Source organism: Pseudoalteromonas sp. NBT06-2, from assembly GCF_002276045.1.
Classification (GTDB): Bacteria; Pseudomonadota; Gammaproteobacteria; order Enterobacterales; family Alteromonadaceae; genus Pseudoalteromonas.
Genome location: NZ_NQMR01000021.1, coordinates 57488 through 75545, shown reverse-complemented (window position 1 = coordinate 75545; position 18058 = coordinate 57488). Strand labels below are relative to the sequence as shown.

10 protein-coding genes are annotated in these 18058 nt (G+C 35.3%); 6 read left to right on the top strand and 4 right to left on the bottom strand.

Annotated features, from left to right (window positions below):
- The first annotated feature begins 142 nt into the window (after nt 1-142).
- Both alaS and csrA read left to right on the top strand, forming a co-directional pair.
- The gene (alaS, locus tag CJF42_RS06780; RefSeq protein ID WP_095365950.1) at nt 143-2743 is read left to right on the top strand and encodes an alanine--tRNA ligase; all 2601 of its coding nucleotides are present in this window, start codon (nt 143-145) and stop codon (nt 2741-2743) included.
- A gap of 526 nt (nt 2744-3269) precedes the next feature.
- Complete coding sequence (gene csrA / locus CJF42_RS06775; protein ID WP_042143112.1) at nt 3270-3461, top strand: carbon storage regulator CsrA; 192 nt, start codon at nt 3270-3272, stop codon at nt 3459-3461.
- A gap of 165 nt (nt 3462-3626) precedes the next feature.
- Here the strand turns inward: csrA and CJF42_RS06770 are convergent, their stop codons facing one another.
- The 3 genes from CJF42_RS06770 to pepA all read right to left on the bottom strand — a co-directional run bounded on the left by CJF42_RS06770 (nt 3627) and on the right by pepA (nt 8672).
- On the bottom strand, nt 3627-6482 hold the full coding sequence (locus tag CJF42_RS06770; protein WP_095365949.1) for a valine--tRNA ligase: 2856 nt from the start codon (nt 6480-6482) through the stop codon (nt 3627-3629).
- A gap of 68 nt (nt 6483-6550) precedes the next feature.
- Nucleotides 6551-7006, bottom strand: coding sequence for a DNA polymerase III subunit chi (locus CJF42_RS06765; protein WP_095365948.1), 456 nt, complete (start codon nt 7004-7006; stop codon nt 6551-6553).
- Between the two features lie 154 nt (nt 7007-7160).
- Nucleotides 7161-8672 (bottom strand): leucyl aminopeptidase, encoded by a 1512-nt coding sequence (gene pepA, locus CJF42_RS06760; protein WP_095365947.1) that lies wholly within the window; start codon nt 8670-8672, stop codon nt 7161-7163.
- 155 nt (nt 8673-8827) lie between these two features.
- On the opposite strand from pepA, the gene lptF reads away from it, so the two are divergent.
- Together lptF and lptG are read left to right on the top strand one after the other, a co-directional pair.
- The gene (gene lptF / locus CJF42_RS06755) at nt 8828-9958 is read left to right on the top strand and encodes an LPS export ABC transporter permease LptF (protein ID WP_095365946.1); all 1131 of its coding nucleotides are present in this window, start codon (nt 8828-8830) and stop codon (nt 9956-9958) included.
- 125 nt (nt 9959-10083) lie between these two features.
- Nucleotides 10084-11091 carry an LPS export ABC transporter permease LptG gene (lptG, locus tag CJF42_RS06750; protein ID WP_252097545.1) on the top strand — a complete coding sequence of 336 codons (1008 nt, stop codon included), beginning with the start codon at nt 10084-10086 and terminating at the stop codon, nt 11089-11091.
- Nucleotides 11092-11394: 303 nt separating this feature from the next.
- Here the strand turns inward: lptG and barA are convergent, their stop codons facing one another.
- Complete coding sequence (barA, locus tag CJF42_RS06745; protein WP_095365944.1) at nt 11395-14184, bottom strand: two-component sensor histidine kinase BarA; 2790 nt, start codon at nt 14182-14184, stop codon at nt 11395-11397.
- Nucleotides 14185-14319: 135 nt separating this feature from the next.
- Here barA and rlmD point away from each other — a divergent pair, with 135 nt between their 5' ends.
- A complete protein-coding gene (gene rlmD, locus CJF42_RS06740; protein WP_095365943.1) occupies nt 14320-15690 on the top strand; it encodes a 23S rRNA (uracil(1939)-C(5))-methyltransferase RlmD in 1371 nt (456 codons plus the stop codon).
- Nucleotides 15691-15720: 30 nt separating this feature from the next.
- Complete coding sequence (gene relA / locus CJF42_RS06735) at nt 15721-17898, top strand: GTP diphosphokinase (protein WP_095365942.1); 2178 nt, start codon at nt 15721-15723, stop codon at nt 17896-17898.
- Nucleotides 17899-18058 lie beyond the last annotated feature (160 nt).

Genomic DNA, 18058 nt, shown 5'->3' with positions numbered 1-18058 from the left:
GAAAAGCCAGCTCTGCGTTATCACTTTTACTAAGGGAATAACCATTGACTGCAAGAGATGCCTTGATCTGGCTGCTCGCTTAAACTCTGAAACCCTAAATTTGAATAGCTACGGGTATAGTGTCAGACGAGTGAGATAACCCATGCAGCATATGAGCACAGCAAAATTACGTCAAACATTCTTAGATTTTTATGCTAGTAAACAGCATCAAATCGTTTCTTCTAGCAGCTTAGTACCAGGTAATGATCCAACTTTATTATTTACCAATGCGGGAATGGTTCAGTTTAAGGATGTATTTTTAGGTGGTGAAAGCCGTCCATATACTCGTGCCACAAGCTCGCAACGTTGTGTACGTGCTGGTGGTAAACATAATGATTTAGAAAACGTGGGTTATACAGCGCGCCACCATACATTTTTTGAAATGTTAGGTAACTTTAGTTTTGGTGATTACTTTAAGATTGAAGCAATTCAATTTGCATGGCAGTTTTTAACGGAAGTAATTAAATTACCAAAAGAAAAACTATGGGTAACTGTTTATACTGAAGATGATGAAGCAGCAGATATCTGGATCAATCAAATTGGTGTAAATCCTGATCGTGTCTCTCGCATTGGTGCTAAAGATAATTTTTGGTCTATGGGTGATACAGGTCCATGTGGTCCTTGTACCGAAATATTTTATGATCATGGTGAAGAGATATTTGGTGGTCCTCCTGGTACTCCTGATGAAGATGGTGATCGTTATATTGAAATTTGGAACTTAGTGTTCATGCAATTTAACCGTCATGCAGATGGCACAATGGAGTCTTTACCTAAGCCTTCTGTTGATACAGGTATGGGTCTTGAGCGTATTGCTGCAATTTTACAAGGTGTGCATTCGAACTATGAAATAGATATCTTCAAAAATTTAATTAGTTCAGCTGCAACTCTAACAAATGCAACTAATTTAGAAGATAAATCATTACGCGTTGTCGCTGATCATATTCGTTCTTGTGCATTTATGATTGTTGATGGTGTTATGCCGTCAAATGAAGGCCGTGGTTATGTATTACGCCGTATTATTCGTCGTGCTGTTCGTCATGGTAATAAGCTTGGTGCAACGGGTTCTTTCTTCCACAAGTTAGTTGCTTCATTAATTAACGAGATGGGGGATGCTTATCCTGAACTTACGAAGCAACAAGCAATTGTTGAGAAAGTATTGCGTATTGAAGAAGAGCAATTTAGTAAAACACTAGATCGTGGTTTAGTGATTTTAGAAGATAGCTTAACATTACTTGAAGGTACTGTAATACCTGGTGACCTTGTATTTAAACTTTATGATACATATGGTTTTCCATCGGATTTAACCGCTGATGTTGCACGTGAACGTGAATTAACAATTGATGAAAATGGCTTCAAAGCTGCAATGCAAGTTCAGCGTGAGACAGCACAAAAAGCAGGTAAATTTGGCACGGATTATAATGAACAATTAAAATCTGATCATACAACATCATTTAAAGGTTATCAAAATGATCATATCAGCAGTACTGTGATTGAGTTGTTTGTCAATGGTGAAAATACGTCTGTACTTGATGATGGCCAAGAAGGTATTGTCATTTTAGATCGTACCACTTTCTACCCTGAGTCAGGTGGCCAAATTGGTGACGCAGGTACTATTAAAGTAATGGGTGGTGAATTTTTTGTAACGAATACAACTAAGCTTGGTAACGCAATTGCGCATCAAGGTAAAGTTACAGGTTCAATTGGCTTAAATGACCGTGTTGAAGCACAAATTGATGTGATACGTCGTGATAATGTTCGTAAAAACCATACTGCAACACACTTATTGCATGAAGCTTTACGTCAAGTATTAGGTGAGCACGTTACACAAAAAGGTTCTTTAGTTGATCCTGAGCGTTTACGTTTTGATTTCTCGCACTTTGAAGGCGTAACAAACGAAGAATTACTTAAGATTGAAGCACAAGTTAATACAGAAATTCGTCGCAATATAGATTTAAATACTGAGTTAATGCAAATTGACGAAGCTAAAAGTAAAGGTGCTATGGCACTATTTGGCGAAAAGTATGATGATGAAGTACGTGTTGTTAGTATTGGTGACTTTTCAATCGAATTATGTGGTGGTACACACGTAAATCGTACAGGTGATATTGGTTTATTTAAACTTGTAACAGAAAATGGTATTGCTGCCGGTGTGCGTCGAATCGAAGCTGTTACAGGTATCGCGGCATTAGAACATATCAATGCACAATCTGAAATATTAAATAAAATAGCAAGCTTAGTTAAAGCTGATAGCAATAGTGCACTTGATAAAGTGTCCACTCTTGTTGATAAAGCTAAAGGCTTAGAAAAAGAAATTAGCCAATTAAATGATAAACTTGCCAGTGCGGCAGGTGCTTCATTATTAGATTCCGTAATTGATATCAATGGCGTTAAAGTTTTGATTGCTAATGTAGAAGGTACAGAATCAAAAGCTTTACGTGGTATGGTAGATGATCTTAAAGTAAAACTTAACTCAGGTATTATTGTGTTAGGTGTTGCCGCAGGTTCAAAAGTAAGCTTAATAGCGGGTGTAACTAAAGATTTAACGGACCAGTTTAAAGCCGGTGAATTAGTTAATTTCTTAGCACAACAAGTTGGGGGTAAAGGTGGTGGTCGCCCTGATATGGCGCAAGCTGGTGGTTCACAACCTGAAAATCTAACAACGACACTAGAGAGTGTACAAGCTTGGGTAAGCGAAAAAGTTTAGATTTTTATTAGTAACCGCCAGATAGAGTCAATATTCTGGTGGTTCACAAGCTGAAAATCTAACAGTACCACTAGATTTAGGCAGTTTTCAAAGCGCTTTATGCTGCGTTATTGGGTTTGATAAGGGAATAACTATTGTCTGTAACCAAAACCTTGTCTAAAGCACTTTGAACTCCCGCTGATTGACCTTCTTTATTAACGGAAATGGTATTACTTATGGCATCTAGGTAATACCCAATATTTTCTTTCGAGCATATTTTCGCTTAAAATATCTATTTAACTTAAAATATTAAAAAATCAATAAATAATAATATGTACTTATTTCCATAAAACCCTACATTAAGTTTCAAAAGTGTATTCTAGTTTTATTGGTTAATTACTTGTCTTTTATTGATTTTTTATCAAATACAGCTTTAATTAGAGTATAAAAAAAACAATTATAATTTTTACTTACTTTTCTCTGTTTTATTCTTTAAAATAAGAGGGGACGGAATCTTTTAATTTTATGAAATACTAGGAGCAAGCGCATGTTAATACTAACTCGTCGCGTCGGTGAAACCCTTATGATAGGTGATGAAGTTACAGTTACTGTACTGGGTGTTAAAGGTAATCAAGTACGTATTGGTGTAAATGCACCAAAAGACATCTCAGTCCATCGAGAAGAAATTTATATGCGTATTCAAGCTGAAAAGGCGAATCCTTCAGCGGGTAATGAGTAATTATTTGATTTAATAATTTTATAATTATTAGTCAAAATAAAAATGCCAATCAATTTTCTGATTGGCATTTTTTGTTTTAAGCTATGAATTAGTTTATTTCAGCTACTTATTTTTAAGGTCATGTACAAAACCTCAATATAAGAGGGGTTGTACATGTGATGCTAATTAAAGGTTTTCAATCGTTGTTTTTTGCTCAACTAATTTAGCTTTTGCTTCACTTAACTCTGCAAAAATAGCCTTTTCCTTGTTGAGTACTGCTTCAGGTGCTTTACTAACAAATTTTTCATTGTTTAGCTTACCTGTTACGCGAGCTAATTCTTTCTCTAGCTTTTCTAATTGCTTATTTAGACGCGCAACTTCTGCTGCAACATCAATTAAACCAGCCATAGGGATTAACACCTCTAAACTACCAACCATAGCGGTTGCAGAAGCCGGAGCTTGTTCACCATTATTTAGAGCTGTAAAACTCTCAAGTTTAGCCAGAGAAGCTAAAAATGCTTTATTGTCATCTAAACGACGCAGATCTTCACTTGATACATTTTTAAGTAATACATTCAGTGGTGTGTTTGGACTAATGTCCATTTCACCACGGATATTGCGGATTGCTAAAATGAATTGTTTAACCCATTCTAAATCAGCCATTGAATCTGTATCTACATTTACTTCGTTAAATGCAGGAAAAGCCTGAACCATAATGCTGGTATCTACTGTATCTAATCCAGCAAGTGGTGCAACACGCTGCCAGATAGTTTCTGTGATGTATGGCATTAATGGATGCATTAAGCGTAATAAACTTTCAAGAACAGTGATTAATGTATGACGCGTACCACGTTGTTCAGCTTCAGTTCCTTGCATAATGACAGGTTTAGTGAGTTCCAAGTACCACCCACAGAATTCATTCCATGTGAAATCGTAAATAGTATTAGCAGCTAAATCAAAACGGTAGTTATCTAAATGTTCAGTAAATACTTTTACTGTTTGCTCAAATTGACCTAAGATCCAGCGATCAGCTAATGAATATTCTTTAGTAAGATCATTGATAAAGCCACAGTCTTGCTCTTCTGTATTCATTAATACGTAACGGCTTGCGTTCCACAGCTTATTACAGAAGTTGCGGTAACCTTCTAATCGATTCATATCCCAATTAATATCACGACCCGTTGATGCCATTGCTGCTAATGTGAAACGTAATGCATCAGTACCATGTGCTTCGATACCGCCAGAAAATACTTTGCGTGTATCTTTTTCAATTTTAGCTGCAAGTTTTGGTTGCATCATGTTGCCAGTACGTTTTTCAACTAGACTCTCGAGGTCAATACCGTCGATCATATCTAATGGATCGAGTACGTTACCTTTAGATTTAGACATTTTGTCGCCGTTGTCATCACGAATTAAGCCAGTCACATAAACGGTTTTAAATGGTACTTGAGGTTTTCCGTTTTCATCTTTGTTGAAATGCATGGTCATCATGATCATACGTGCAACCCAGAAGAAAATAATGTCAAAACCAGTTACCAGTACATTTGAAGGGTGGAATGTTTTTAAATCTTCGGTTTGTGTAGGCCAACCTTGTGTTGAGAAAGTCCAAAGAGCAGATGAAAACCATGTGTCTAATACATCATCATCTTGCTTAAGCGTAACATCATCCGCAATATTGTTGTCTTTACGTACTTCGGTTTCATCACGACCAACAAATACATTTCCTTCATTATCATACCAAGCTGGGATACGATGTCCCCACCAAAGTTGACGTGATATACACCAATCTTGAATATCATTCATCCAAGAGAAATACATGTTTTCGTATTGTTTTGGCACAAACTCTATTTCACCGTCTCTAACAGCTTTAGTTGCCGTTTCGGCTAATGGTGCAACACGTACATACCATTGATCAGTTAGTAGTGGCTCAATCACCACACCTGAACGATCACCATAAGGTACCGTTAAACTATGCTCTTCAATTTCTTCTAATAAACCAGCTTGTTGAAATTCAGCAACAATAACTTTACGTGCAGTAAAACGGTCTAAACCATGTAAATGTTCAGGAATTGGCGCATCAAATTCAAGTTCTTTACCGTCAAAAGAATAGGCTTCGCACTGTGTTAGAATCGCCGCATCTTTATTAAAGATATTTAACATAGGAAGTTGATGACGTTTACCAACTTCATTATCGTTAAAATCATGTCCTGGCGTGATTTTCACGCAACCAGTGCCTTTTTCCATATCAGCATGTTCATCGGCAATGATAGTGACGCGACGATTAATGATAGGTAATAAAATATCTTTACCTATTAAATCTTGGTAGCGTTCATCATCTGCATTTACTGCAACCCCAGTATCACCTAACATAGTTTCAGGTCGTGTTGTTGCAACTACGATGTAATCTTTACCATCTTTAGTTTTTAGACCATCAGTTAGTGGGTAACGTAAGTGCCACATATGACCTTTTTTATCTTTGTTTTCTACTTCTAAATCTGAAATTGCAGTATGTAATTTTGGATCCCAGTTAACTAAGCGTTTACCACGATAAATTAAATTTTCTTTATGTAATCGAACAAAAACTTCTTTTACCGCTTCAGATAAACCATCATCCATTGTAAAGCGTTCACGATCCCAATCAACTGATGCGCCTAAACGACGAAGTTGTTTGGTGATTGTGCCACCAGATTGTTGTTTCCAGTCCCAAATTTTATCGATAAAAGCATCACGGCCTAAATCATGGCGAGTTTTACCTTCTTCTGCTGCAAGTTTACGCTCAACTAGCATTTGAGTAGCGATACCAGCATGATCTGTACCGACTTGCCATAAAGTATTATTACCTTGCATACGCTTATAACGTGTCAGTGTATCCATGATAGTATCTTGGAATGCATGGCCCATATGTAGGCTACCAGTCACATTTGGCGGTGGAATCATAATTGAGTATGCTTCTCCTTTACCAGATGGCTTAAAATAACCTTTTTCTTCCCACCCTTGATATAAAGACTGTTCAATATCTTGCGGGTTATATGTTTTTTCCATTATTGGAGCCTTAATCTAATTTTTTAGTTTATCTATAGCCGTATCATGAATGGTTACGGGTATTTGTATTAAGTTTCAATATTTTGTGTAGAAATATTTACGCCCATTTGTCGTAAATATTTATATCTTTCTCTAGCTGCCTGTTTAAGGTTTGAATCGCTAGGAACAAAATCAAAAACTTGATTAAATCTGTTTATAAAATCTGGAACTTTGGTTGCCAAATTAATTAAAATTCTTCTGTTTCCCACAGGTGTAGAGTCACCAATTTCTACTGGGGCACCATTTACAGGACCTTCACCTTGAAGGTTATGTGGTACAAAGCTATTCGCTTCAAATAACCATAAATATTCATCAATTAAATGAGCATCGTTTTTGTCATTTGTATAAATAAAAATGCGCTTTCCTTGTCTAAATTGATCTGCGGCTAAGTGTGCAGCGAGATTAAAATGAGCCGGAATATGTGTTTCCAGCTCAGCTTCATCCTGTTCTGTATTTTGTTTTAAAACGTAAAAAATAGCGTCCATAACAGTCTTTTTTATTTAATCAATGGGCTATTCTATAAAAACTAATCCCCTATCGCAAAAGCGAAAGGGGATTTATTTATAAATCTTGATATATTTTTTAAGTTTAACTGTTCAAAATTAATAACATATTAAACCTAAATAATTGATATCTATATTAAGCTTCTGGGGTTTGAATTTCTTCTGCTTTGTTCAATAAGTATTGAGCTAACATAGGTACTGGTCGACCGGTCGCTCCTTTGTTTGCACCACTTCTCCATGCTGTCCCTGCAATGTCTAAATGTGCCCAATTATATTTTTTAGTAAATTTAGATAAGAAGCATGCAGCAGTAATCGTACCCGCAGCTTTCCCGCCTAAATTTGTAAAGTCAGCGAATGGGCTTGCAAGTTGTTCTTGGTAATCATCCCATAAAGGTAATTGCCAAGCTCTGTCACCACTTTGTTCGGATGCTTTTAGAATATCATGTGCTAATGGATTATGGTTTGCTAAAACACCTGTCGCATGATGACCTAAAGCAACAATGACAGCACCTGTTAGTGTCGCAACATCTATTACAAGTTCAGGGTCAAAGCTTTCAACATAAGTTAATGCATCACATAATACTAATCGACCTTCAGCATCGGTATTTAATACTTCTACTGTTTGTCCAGACATTGTGGTTAAAACATCACCAGGTCGATATGCATTTGAGCCTGGCATATTTTCACATCCAGCAAGTACACCAATTACATTTATTGGTAAGTTCATTTGTGCTAATGTACGCATAGTACCAATAACACCAGCTGCACCGCCCATATCATATTTCATTTCGTCCATGCCTTCGCCTGGTTTTAATGAAATACCGCCTGAGTCAAAAGTAAGTCCTTTACCAACTAATACAATTGGTGCTTGATTTTCTGGTGCACCGTTATAATGAATCACAGACATAACAGATTCATTTTCACTACCACGACCAACTGCTAAGTATGAGTTCATACCGAGTTCAGCCATTTCTGTTTCACCCACAATATTTACTTTTACTTTGTCGTAATCAGCTGCAATTTTTTTAGCTTCTTCACCTAAATAAGCTGGATTACAGATGTTTGGTGGCATATTTGCAACGTCTTTACATAATTTCATGCCTTCAGCGATAGCAAGTCCATGCTCTACTGCACTTTCACCAATTGTCAATTCACGGCGCGTTGGTACATTAAAGACTATTTTTCGTAAAGGGCGACGAGTATCGCTTTTTTTACTTTTAAGTTGATCAAACGTATATAAACTGTCTTGGGTTGTTTCAACTGCTTGACGCACTTTCCAGTAAGTATCTCTCCCTTTTACGTGCTGCTCAGTTAAAAAGCATACAGCTTCCATTGAACCCGTTTCATTCAAAGTGCTGATTGTTTTTGAGATGATCTGTTTATATTGTTTATCATCTAATTCACGTTCTTTACCACAACCTACAAGCAGTATGCGCTCACTCAGTACATTAGGTACATGGTGTAGTAGCAACATTTGTCCTGGTTTACCTTCTAAATCTCCACGGCGTAATAAGTTTGAGATATAACCATCGCTAATACGATCTAACTGCTCACCAATCGGAGATAAACGTCGTGGTTCATAAACACCAACAACAATACAAGCACTTCTTTGCTTTTCCGGACTTCCGCTTTTTACGCTAAATTCCATAGCGACACCTACCTTTAATTTGCTTTCTATTGCCGCTAGTTACAAATTTTTGTGTACCTTCAGCGTCAATGACATATAATTAACTTCTAAAAATAACAAGTTTACTCGAAATTCCACACTATTCCAGTGAAAAGAGATGTTTATAGGGGCATAGATTGCTAATTTTTCGTTATTTAACTGTTGAGATACTTAAATCTCAATTTGCAGTCTTCTTTACTTTGATGACAATTTTTGTCAGTGAAAAATTTGTACGCATTTTAAGTTCAGCTTCAGAAGGCGGGATCCCTGGCAAGTTAGTGATGTCGTTTTTAGCACTTAAACTACCTCAGTTAGCTTCTTTAATACTACCTTTGAGCATATTCCTTGGTATTATTTTAGCTTACAGTCGAATTTATGCTGACAGTGAAATGACTGTCTTAAAAGCATGTGGTGTAAGTGAGTGGTATGTTACTCGCGTAACCTTAGTTTCAAGTTTTATCATGGCTATATTTGCAGGTATTGTTACTTTATATTTGGCGCCTTGGGCGAGTGAACAAGAATATCAGTTAAGAGAGCAGGCTGAAGCTGATGCTGGATTATCATCTTTAAGAGCTGGACGTTTCCAGCAAACAGAAAATGGTAAAGCCGTTGTTTTTATTCACGATATAAATCAAGGTGGTAGTGAGTTAAAACGTGTGTTTGTAGCGCAATTGCCAGAATCACAAGAAGAGCAAAACTTAGCACCTGAAGCTAATAAAAAAGCTCAAATTGTTTATGCAGAAAAAGGCACTGTTGTTGAAGATATATCTGGGGAGCAAAAGCTCATATTATCAAATGGTAAAAGATATGAAATTCAAAATAAGAGTCAAGAATTAACTTATACCGAATTTGAAGGGTATGATGTTCAAATTCAAGAGCAAGCCATTGAGCATAAAAGGCGAAAACTAAAAGCTGTACCAAGCTATGAGCTTGCCGTTATGGATAACAATGAGGCCAGATCAGAGTTTCAATGGCGTATTGCGATCCCATTATCAATACCTATCTTGACCTTGCTAGCAGTTCCTTTAAGTGTTGTTAATCCACGTCAAGGTAAGTTTGCTAAATTAGTACCAGCACTTGGTTTATATCTAGGGTATTTTATATTTTTAAATGCAGCTAAATTTGCATTGGCCGACGGTAAAATCCCTCAATCTCTAGGTTTGTGGTGGATCCATTTATCAGCGTTATTTATTGGTTCCTTACTTATCTTAAAAGACAGACCCATAGGTTCATTTATTTTCGCTAAATTTAAAAAAACGGCTAGTTAGTTTAAATACATTTTTAGTAATAATAAAATCGTTTATTTTAAGCATTATTTAAAAGGCATGATGAGTTGAAAACACTTGATTGGTATTTAGGCCGCAGCATTATACAAACCACGGGTTTTGCTTTGATGGTGTTAGTAGGACTAAATACTTTAATTAAATTTATTGAGCAGCTGAGATCGGTTGGTCGTGGTACCTATGATTTAGCAGCAGCAGGACTTTATACCTTGTATAGTATGCCTGGTGATTTGGTATTATTCTTTCCTATGGCTGCGCTTATTGGTGGTTTAACTGGTTTAGGTGCGTTGGCTTCAAATAGTGAGCTAGTTGTAATGCAATCAGCTGGTATGTCTCGTTTACAAATAATCATGTCGGTTATGAAAACCGCTTTATTTTTAGCTTTGTGCATGATGGCAATAGGTGAGTGGGGTGTCCCTGAAGCACAAAAAGCAGCAAAAAAGCTCAGAGTATCGGCCATATCAGGAGGCAGTGTTTTAAATGCTAAAAAAGGTATTTGGGCAAAAGATGGTGACGTATTTATTAATATAGAAAATGTTGATTCTTCTGGGCGTTTAAATGGACTCAATATGTATGATTTTGATAAAATGACATTAGAGCTCAAGCAAGTTACTCAAGCAAAAACAGCAACAGCCCACCCACAAGGTTGGATGTTAAAAGATGTCAATCGTATTCACTTAGGAAAAGATAAAGTAACTTCACAAACACTCGAACAAGAGTTGTATCATTCTGATTTAACACCTGAAAAATTAGGCGTTGTGTCAATAAAGCCAGAATCTTTGGCATTTTCAGGTCTTATATCTTATTTAAATTATTTAGAGCAAAACGATCAAGATACCAGTAATTATGAATTAGCGCTCTGGCGTAAATTAATGCAACCGGTATCAATTGCTGTAATGTTGCTGGTTGCTTTATCATTTATTTTTGGTCCTTTACGTACTGTTACAATGGGCGCAAGAATTATAATGGGTGTTGTGACAGGTATTGTATTTAACTTAACGGACAAAATTTTTGGCCCGATTGTGTTAGTTTATGAGATCCCACCTGCTATTGGTGCGATTGTACCTAGTCTAATTTTTATTGCTTTTGCGACTTATTTATTACATAAAAGAACATAATATACCCAAGCTACTTGGAAATGCATGATTTCAGCGGGAGTTTAAATGGTCAAATACAAGACATTTATTGCAGGTAATGGTTATTCCCTTATCAACATAAATAACGCGGTAGTTAACCATTTAAAACCCGACCGTAGGGAATTTATCAGGTAAGTAATCACTACGTTACATCAGTTTGAAGGCAATAAGCATTCCTAAAATGATGTGCCTTGTGCTAACTCACCTGATAAATTCTGAAACAAGCATTATCAAGTGGCTTGGGTATAATCTTCTCTAAAACGAGTAGGGAAGATTAATCACAGTTTATGATATTTCTTCTATACTGGCATCAGACATCAAGTTAATTAACTCATCTTGAAACTCAAAAAGTTCTGGCTCGATATCTTGTATCGAAGCACCTTTTTTAAGTGAAAGCTCCATAGTCTCTGCTAATGTTTTTAATTTTGGCACTCCGGTATAACAGCAAGCACCATGGAATTTATGTATGATTTGCAGAATTATTTCACGCTCTCGGTCTATATAAGCTTGCTCTAATTTCTTTTGTGTTTCAGGAATGCTCCTCATTAACATATTAAGCATTTCATGAGCTAGTTCACTTTTACCGCCTGCACGCTCTAATGCAAGAGACCAATCTACAATACTGCTTTTAAATGGTGCATTTGGAGAGTTGAGTTTATATTTGTTTGTTTTAGTCTTTGGAATTTTCAAGTTCTTTTTAGGCATATTGTGTTCACCGTATTCATGGATAGCTTGACGTAGCATATCTTCGTCTAATGGCTTGGTTAAATATCCTCTAAAACCTATTTTTAATAAGTGTTCTTTTTCGCTAGCTAGCGCATGAGCCGTTACGGCTATAATAGGGGTATCTTCATTTAGGGATGAATCTAAAATCATTTTACAGGCGGTTATACCATCCATAATAGGCATTTGAATGTCTAAAAAGATTAAATCATATTTACGGCTCTTAGCTAAACTCAGAGCCTGAGCACCATTATGTGCGGTATCAAAGCTTTCGATTTGCTCATCTAATAATGTGCAAAGGAGTTTGAGGTTTGCTGCATTATCATCAACAATTAATGCTTTTAAAGGTAAAACTTGTTCATTGGCTGTTGGTGTGTGAATTGAAGGGTGATCTAATCGGTATGGCGCGGCTAAAGTTTCACATAATTTTTTATGATTGACAGGTTTACTTAAGCAGGCATCTGCACCAATAGTGACAAGTGCTTCACGCATATTATGAGAAATTGTATTAACCATTAAATAAAGGTAATCAGTATGCTCACGAGTCATGCTGACCAAGGTTCGTATCTCTTTCATTGTATCAGGTGATGGGCTGTGTCCTATAATCGATATATCAAAATTCAACTCTTGATTGAGCGTGGACTCTAACTCTTCTATAGTTTTACATGCTTCAACACGTAGTCCCCAGTTTTCTAATATGGTTAAAGTTGAATCATGTGAATGTTCATGGGGTTCAAAATATAAAACGTGTTTTTGTTTGAGGCTATTGATTGGCAATATATCTATATAATCATGTTCTGGTAGTTCGAACATTGCATTAAATGTAAAACAGCTACCTTTGCCTAAAGCTGAGTTTAAGGAAATGCCGCCTTTCATCGCTTCAACAATATGTTTAGTGATAATTAAACCTAAGCCTGTGCCGCCAAACTTTCTGGTGATACTAGAATCTGCCTGTCCAAATGCCATAAATAAAGAGTCTTGTTTATCGGTACTGATACCATGACCCGTATCTTTAATTGCGACCAATAACGAGGTATGTTTGATATCAAAAAGACGACATTCTATGTCGATCGTTATGCTACCTGATTCAGTGAATTTAATTGCATTACTAATCAAATTAATCAGTATTTGTTTGAATCGAGTTGGGTCGCCAATTAAATTTTCAGGGACTTTATCTTGTATATAAATTGATAACTCTAATGACTTTTCATGGGCACTTGGCGCTAACAAAGTCAAAACTTCATTTACTGTATCTCTTAATTGAAAGTGTATTTTCTCAAGCTCCATTGCGCCAGCTTCCAGCTTGGAAAAATCAAGAATATCACTAATAATATTTAATAAACTATTAGCTGATAACTCTATAGTATCTAAATAATCAACTTGGTTTTCATTTAAAGGGGTTTTGTAAAGTTGCCTAGTAAATCCGATAACCCCATTTAATGGTGTTCTCAATTCATGACTCATTTTAGCTAAAAAATCTGATTTTACTCTGTTGGCATCTTGTGCATCTTGTTTTGCAATATTTAACTGGATATTTTGAGTTTCATATTGCTCTAGTGTTTCTCTATAATCACTGATGGCTTGATCTATATTTTTTTGCATTTCATCTTTTTGCATGATCATATTATGAGATATATTATTTAAACCTTGTCTGATCAGTTCAAATTCACCACCCATGGGTGTATCTATCGCAATATCTTGTTTACCTTCTTTCAATTTATCTATTGCTAAAACAATTTTTTGTAGTGGTTTAGATAAGCGTTGGCTTAATCTTAAGGAAAGTATTAAAGCTAAAATTAAAGTAGATAAAATAACAACAATACTAAAAATGACAGATTGCTGTTTTGCCATAATAGCTTGCTCTTTGTTAACTTGTATCGCAATAAAACCAATAATCGGCAGAGCTTGAGTTAAGGTTACACTATTCATTGAGGTTGAATGATCAAAAATAGGCGTATGGAAAACAATATAATTATCGTAAAATGTGACTGTAGTACTTTTATTTAAATTAGTGTTTGTTTTTTGCTTTAATTGTGAAAAGTGACGATGATTATTACTAGTAACAACCAACTGATTATCATGATTAAATACAGCAATGCTTTTAATTAAAGGTGATTGTTTATTATGACTATGACGAATTAAACGGTTTAATGTATTTTTATCTTTATTGAATAAAGCGTCTTCAGCTGAAATTGCTAAAGATTCAATAATATGAGTTCCCTGTTTAATTAAAAAGTCATTTAATTCAAAATAACGATTTATAGTAAAATAAGATCCAAGTACTAAACCTATGATCATTGCGGGCATTAAAGTGAGTAATAAAACCCATTCTTTTAAACCTAATTTAGTCATATAAAGTAATTTTTAATATTTTTAATTTAATAACTAAGAGTAAAGCTTAAGTTTTGCTTAATCAATCATTGTGCTTTTATTTATTGAATTTTAAGTGCAATTTATTTAATCGAAAACATAATCAAGGCATTATTAATGGCACTATTTTTCAAGCCACAAAAAAAAACAGTTGTAAAACGAAAGCAGCAACTGACTATCGATACTTTAAACCATGAAGGGATAGGTATTACGAGAGTAAATAAAAAAGTGGGTTTTGTTGAAGGTGCTTTACCTGGAGAAACTGTATTAGCCACTTTGACACAAAGTAAAGCTAAATTTGAACGTTACACGGTAAATAAAGTGATAACGCCCAGTCCATATCGGGTTCAGCCATTTTGTGTTCATTATAACGTTTGTGGCGGGTGTCAGTTGCAGCATTTAGCTACAGAGCAACAATTAGCTGAAAAGCAAAAAGCCGTTAACTCTTTATTTGAAAAGTTTTTAGGTGATGCAAAAATAGACTTAAATTGGCAATCGGTCATAAATAGTCAGCCTTTATCATATCGTCGAACAGCCCGTATAGCAGTATTTTATGATAAAAATAAAAAAGAATATTTATTTGGTTATCGTCAAAAGGGTTCAAAAAAGATAATCAATATTAATAGTTGCCAAGTTTTAGAGTCTTGTTTTAATAATATTTTTGACGTGTTCCATCCACTATTAGCAAGGCTTAAAACAGGTCAGTCGATTACACATTTACAATTATATAAGACTGAAGTTCTGGCTTTAATTATAATTCGTCATATAAAGCCATTAAGTGAAAAAGATATTAATTTAATCGCTTTAGAGGCAGATAAAAATGGCTGGAAAATCGTATTCGAAGGTGAAACAGGACAATATAAATTTACTGACAAAAATGCGGCAATACAAGCAGTCATTAATAATAAAAGTACGTATATTCTGCATTATTTTATAAATGAGTTTGATATTAAGTTTAATTTTTCTTTTGATAATTTTATTCAAGTTAATCATAAAGTTAATAGGGCAATGTTAAAACAAGCAATTGACTGGTTAAATTTAAAAAATGATGAAAAAATACTGGACTTATTTTGTGGTATTGGTAATTTTAGTTTACCGATGGCACAAAGAGTAAATAAGGTCATTGGTATAGAAGGTGTATCTTCGTCTGTTGAAATGGCAAAGTTTAATGCGCAAAATAATCAAATAGAAAATGCAAAGTTTTTTTGTCAGGATTTAAATGAACCAATGGCAAAATCAAGCTGGTTTAATGAAGAGTATGACGTATTAGTACTTGACCCTTCAAGAGCGGGAGCATTTGATATTTTATCTCAACTTAAACTAAAGCATTTTTCTCGTATATTGTATGTATCTTGCGATCCAGTAACATTAGCGAGAGATAGTAAATTAATTGTAGATGCTGGTTTTAATATTAGTAAAACTGGCTTAATGAACATGTTTCCACATACCGGACATGTTGAAACTATGGCTTTGTTTGCAAAGTCTTAGTAAGTATTAGTCGTAAAAAGGAAGTGTTTTATGGTTTCAATTCGTCAATCGCATATAAATGATGATTCAGAGACTCATTGGCTAGAATTAATTGATCTAAATGATGAACAGCTAGTTACAATGCGTCTAGCAATAGATTTTTGCCAGGATTTGGATGAAAACTTACTATTTGAACAATCAAGGGAAATGGTTGAAATATTAGCTGGGCTAAATATGGATCCAGAAACACTTGCGACCGCCTATTTAACCCCTTTTTATTTAAGGAAAGTTATCACCATTGAAAATGTTGAAGACAAATTAGGCAATTCTTTAGCAAGCTTGCTTAAAGGCGTTTTTCAAATGGCGACAATTAGCACCTTAGCGCATCAAAATAAAGGTACTGTGCAGATAGATAATATCAGGCGTATGCTTTTAGCTATGGTTGAAGATGTACGTGCTGTAGTAATAAAACTAGCAGAACAGGTATGCCACTTACGTAGTGTCAAAAATGCTAACGAAGAAGAGCGCGTAATTGCAGCCAAAGAAACAAGTAGTATTTTTGCTCCTTTAGCAAATCGTTTGGGTATTGGACAAATAAAGTGGGAATTAGAAGATCTTTCTTTTCGTTATTTACATCCTGAATATTATAAAAAAATTGCAAAGTTATTAGATGACAAACGTCTAGATCGCGAATCTTATATGACAAATATGGTTGCTTCTATTCAATCAAAATTAGATGAAGCAAATGTAGACGCGCAAGTTGATGGGCGTCCCAAGCATATTTTTAGCATTTACAAAAAAATGTATAAAAAGAACTACGATTTTGAACAGCTATTTGATATACGTGCTATAAGAGTTGTAGTTGATCATATCCAAGATTGTTATGCTGCATTAGGTATTGTGCATACAAATTGGCAGCATTTGCATAAAGAGTTTGATGATTACATTGCGACACCTAAACCTAATGGTTATCAATCAATTCATACAGTGGTGCTTGGCCCTGAAGGGAAAACAGTTGAAGTACAAATTAGAACGCAAGCTATGCATGAAAATGCTGAACTTGGTGTTGCTGCGCATTGGAAGTATAAAGAAGGATCATTACCGAGTAAAAAGTCAGGGTATGATCAAAAAATAAACTGGTTACGTTCATTATTGCAATGGCAAGAAGAAGTGGTTGATGATTCTAGCCTAGCAGATGATATGGAACTTGCTGAAGAGCTAAAAAATCAAGTGATTGAAGATCGCGCTTATGTATTTACCCCTTCAGGTGACATTGTTGATTTGCCTTTGGGATCTACACCACTTGATTTTGCTTATTATATTCATTCCAATGTGGGACATAGATGCATTGGAGCTAAAATATTTGGTAAAATTGTGCCGTTTACGCATCAATTAGTAACGGGCGATCAAATTGAAATATTAACAAAAAAAGAACCTAGTCCAAGTCGTGATTGGTTAAATCCTTCTCTTGGTTATATTAAATCTTCCAGAGCACGTGCGAAAATCCATCATTGGTTTAAACAACAAGATAGAGATAAAAACTTAGCCGCAGGAAAAGAAATCGCTGATGCTGAGTTAATTAAACATGAACTTACTAATAAAGAATTAGAAGGTGCTGTAAAACGTTTTAATTTCAACCAAGTTGATGAGTTATTAGTTGCTATTGGTGCTGGGGATGTTCGTTTAGCACAATTTATAAATTACTTACAAAGTAGACAAGTAAAAGACGACATACCAAAGTTTAAACATCATCATAAAGCATGTACTACAAAAGGTGACAAAAATGGCATTGTTGTTGACGGTGTTGGTAGCTTAATGAGCCATGTTGCGGGTTGTTGTCAACCTGTGCCAGGAGATACGATTTCAGGATATATCACCTTAGGTAGAGGAATTGCCGTACACCGCAATGATTGTGAACAGTTTATTCAACTGTGTAATTCAGCACCTGAGCGTGTAACTGATGTTAGTTGGGCTGAAGATGTTCAAACTAATTATGCATTGACTATACGTATTGAAGCCAATGATAGACCAGCATTGATGCGTGATATTAGTTCTGTGCTCGCAAATGAACGAATTAATGTATTGAATATGAGCTTAAACACACAGCCGCAAAAACAGTTAGCTATTTTTGATATGAAACTTGAAATTACAGATTTATCTGCAATGAATCGTGTATTAACAAAGGTACGACAAATAGAAGGTGTGTATGAAGCTATGCGTCATCATTAATAAATCTGTTACGAAAATTTAAATAATAACTCACGTAGGGCAGACGATAAGCGGCCAACTGCGTTGTTATAAGATATTTGTTGAGAATATGACTTAACGATACTCTTATGCTTAGGAGCTGTTGATCTTTCAGGGTTAAATTTTGTTCGAGATAAAAGCA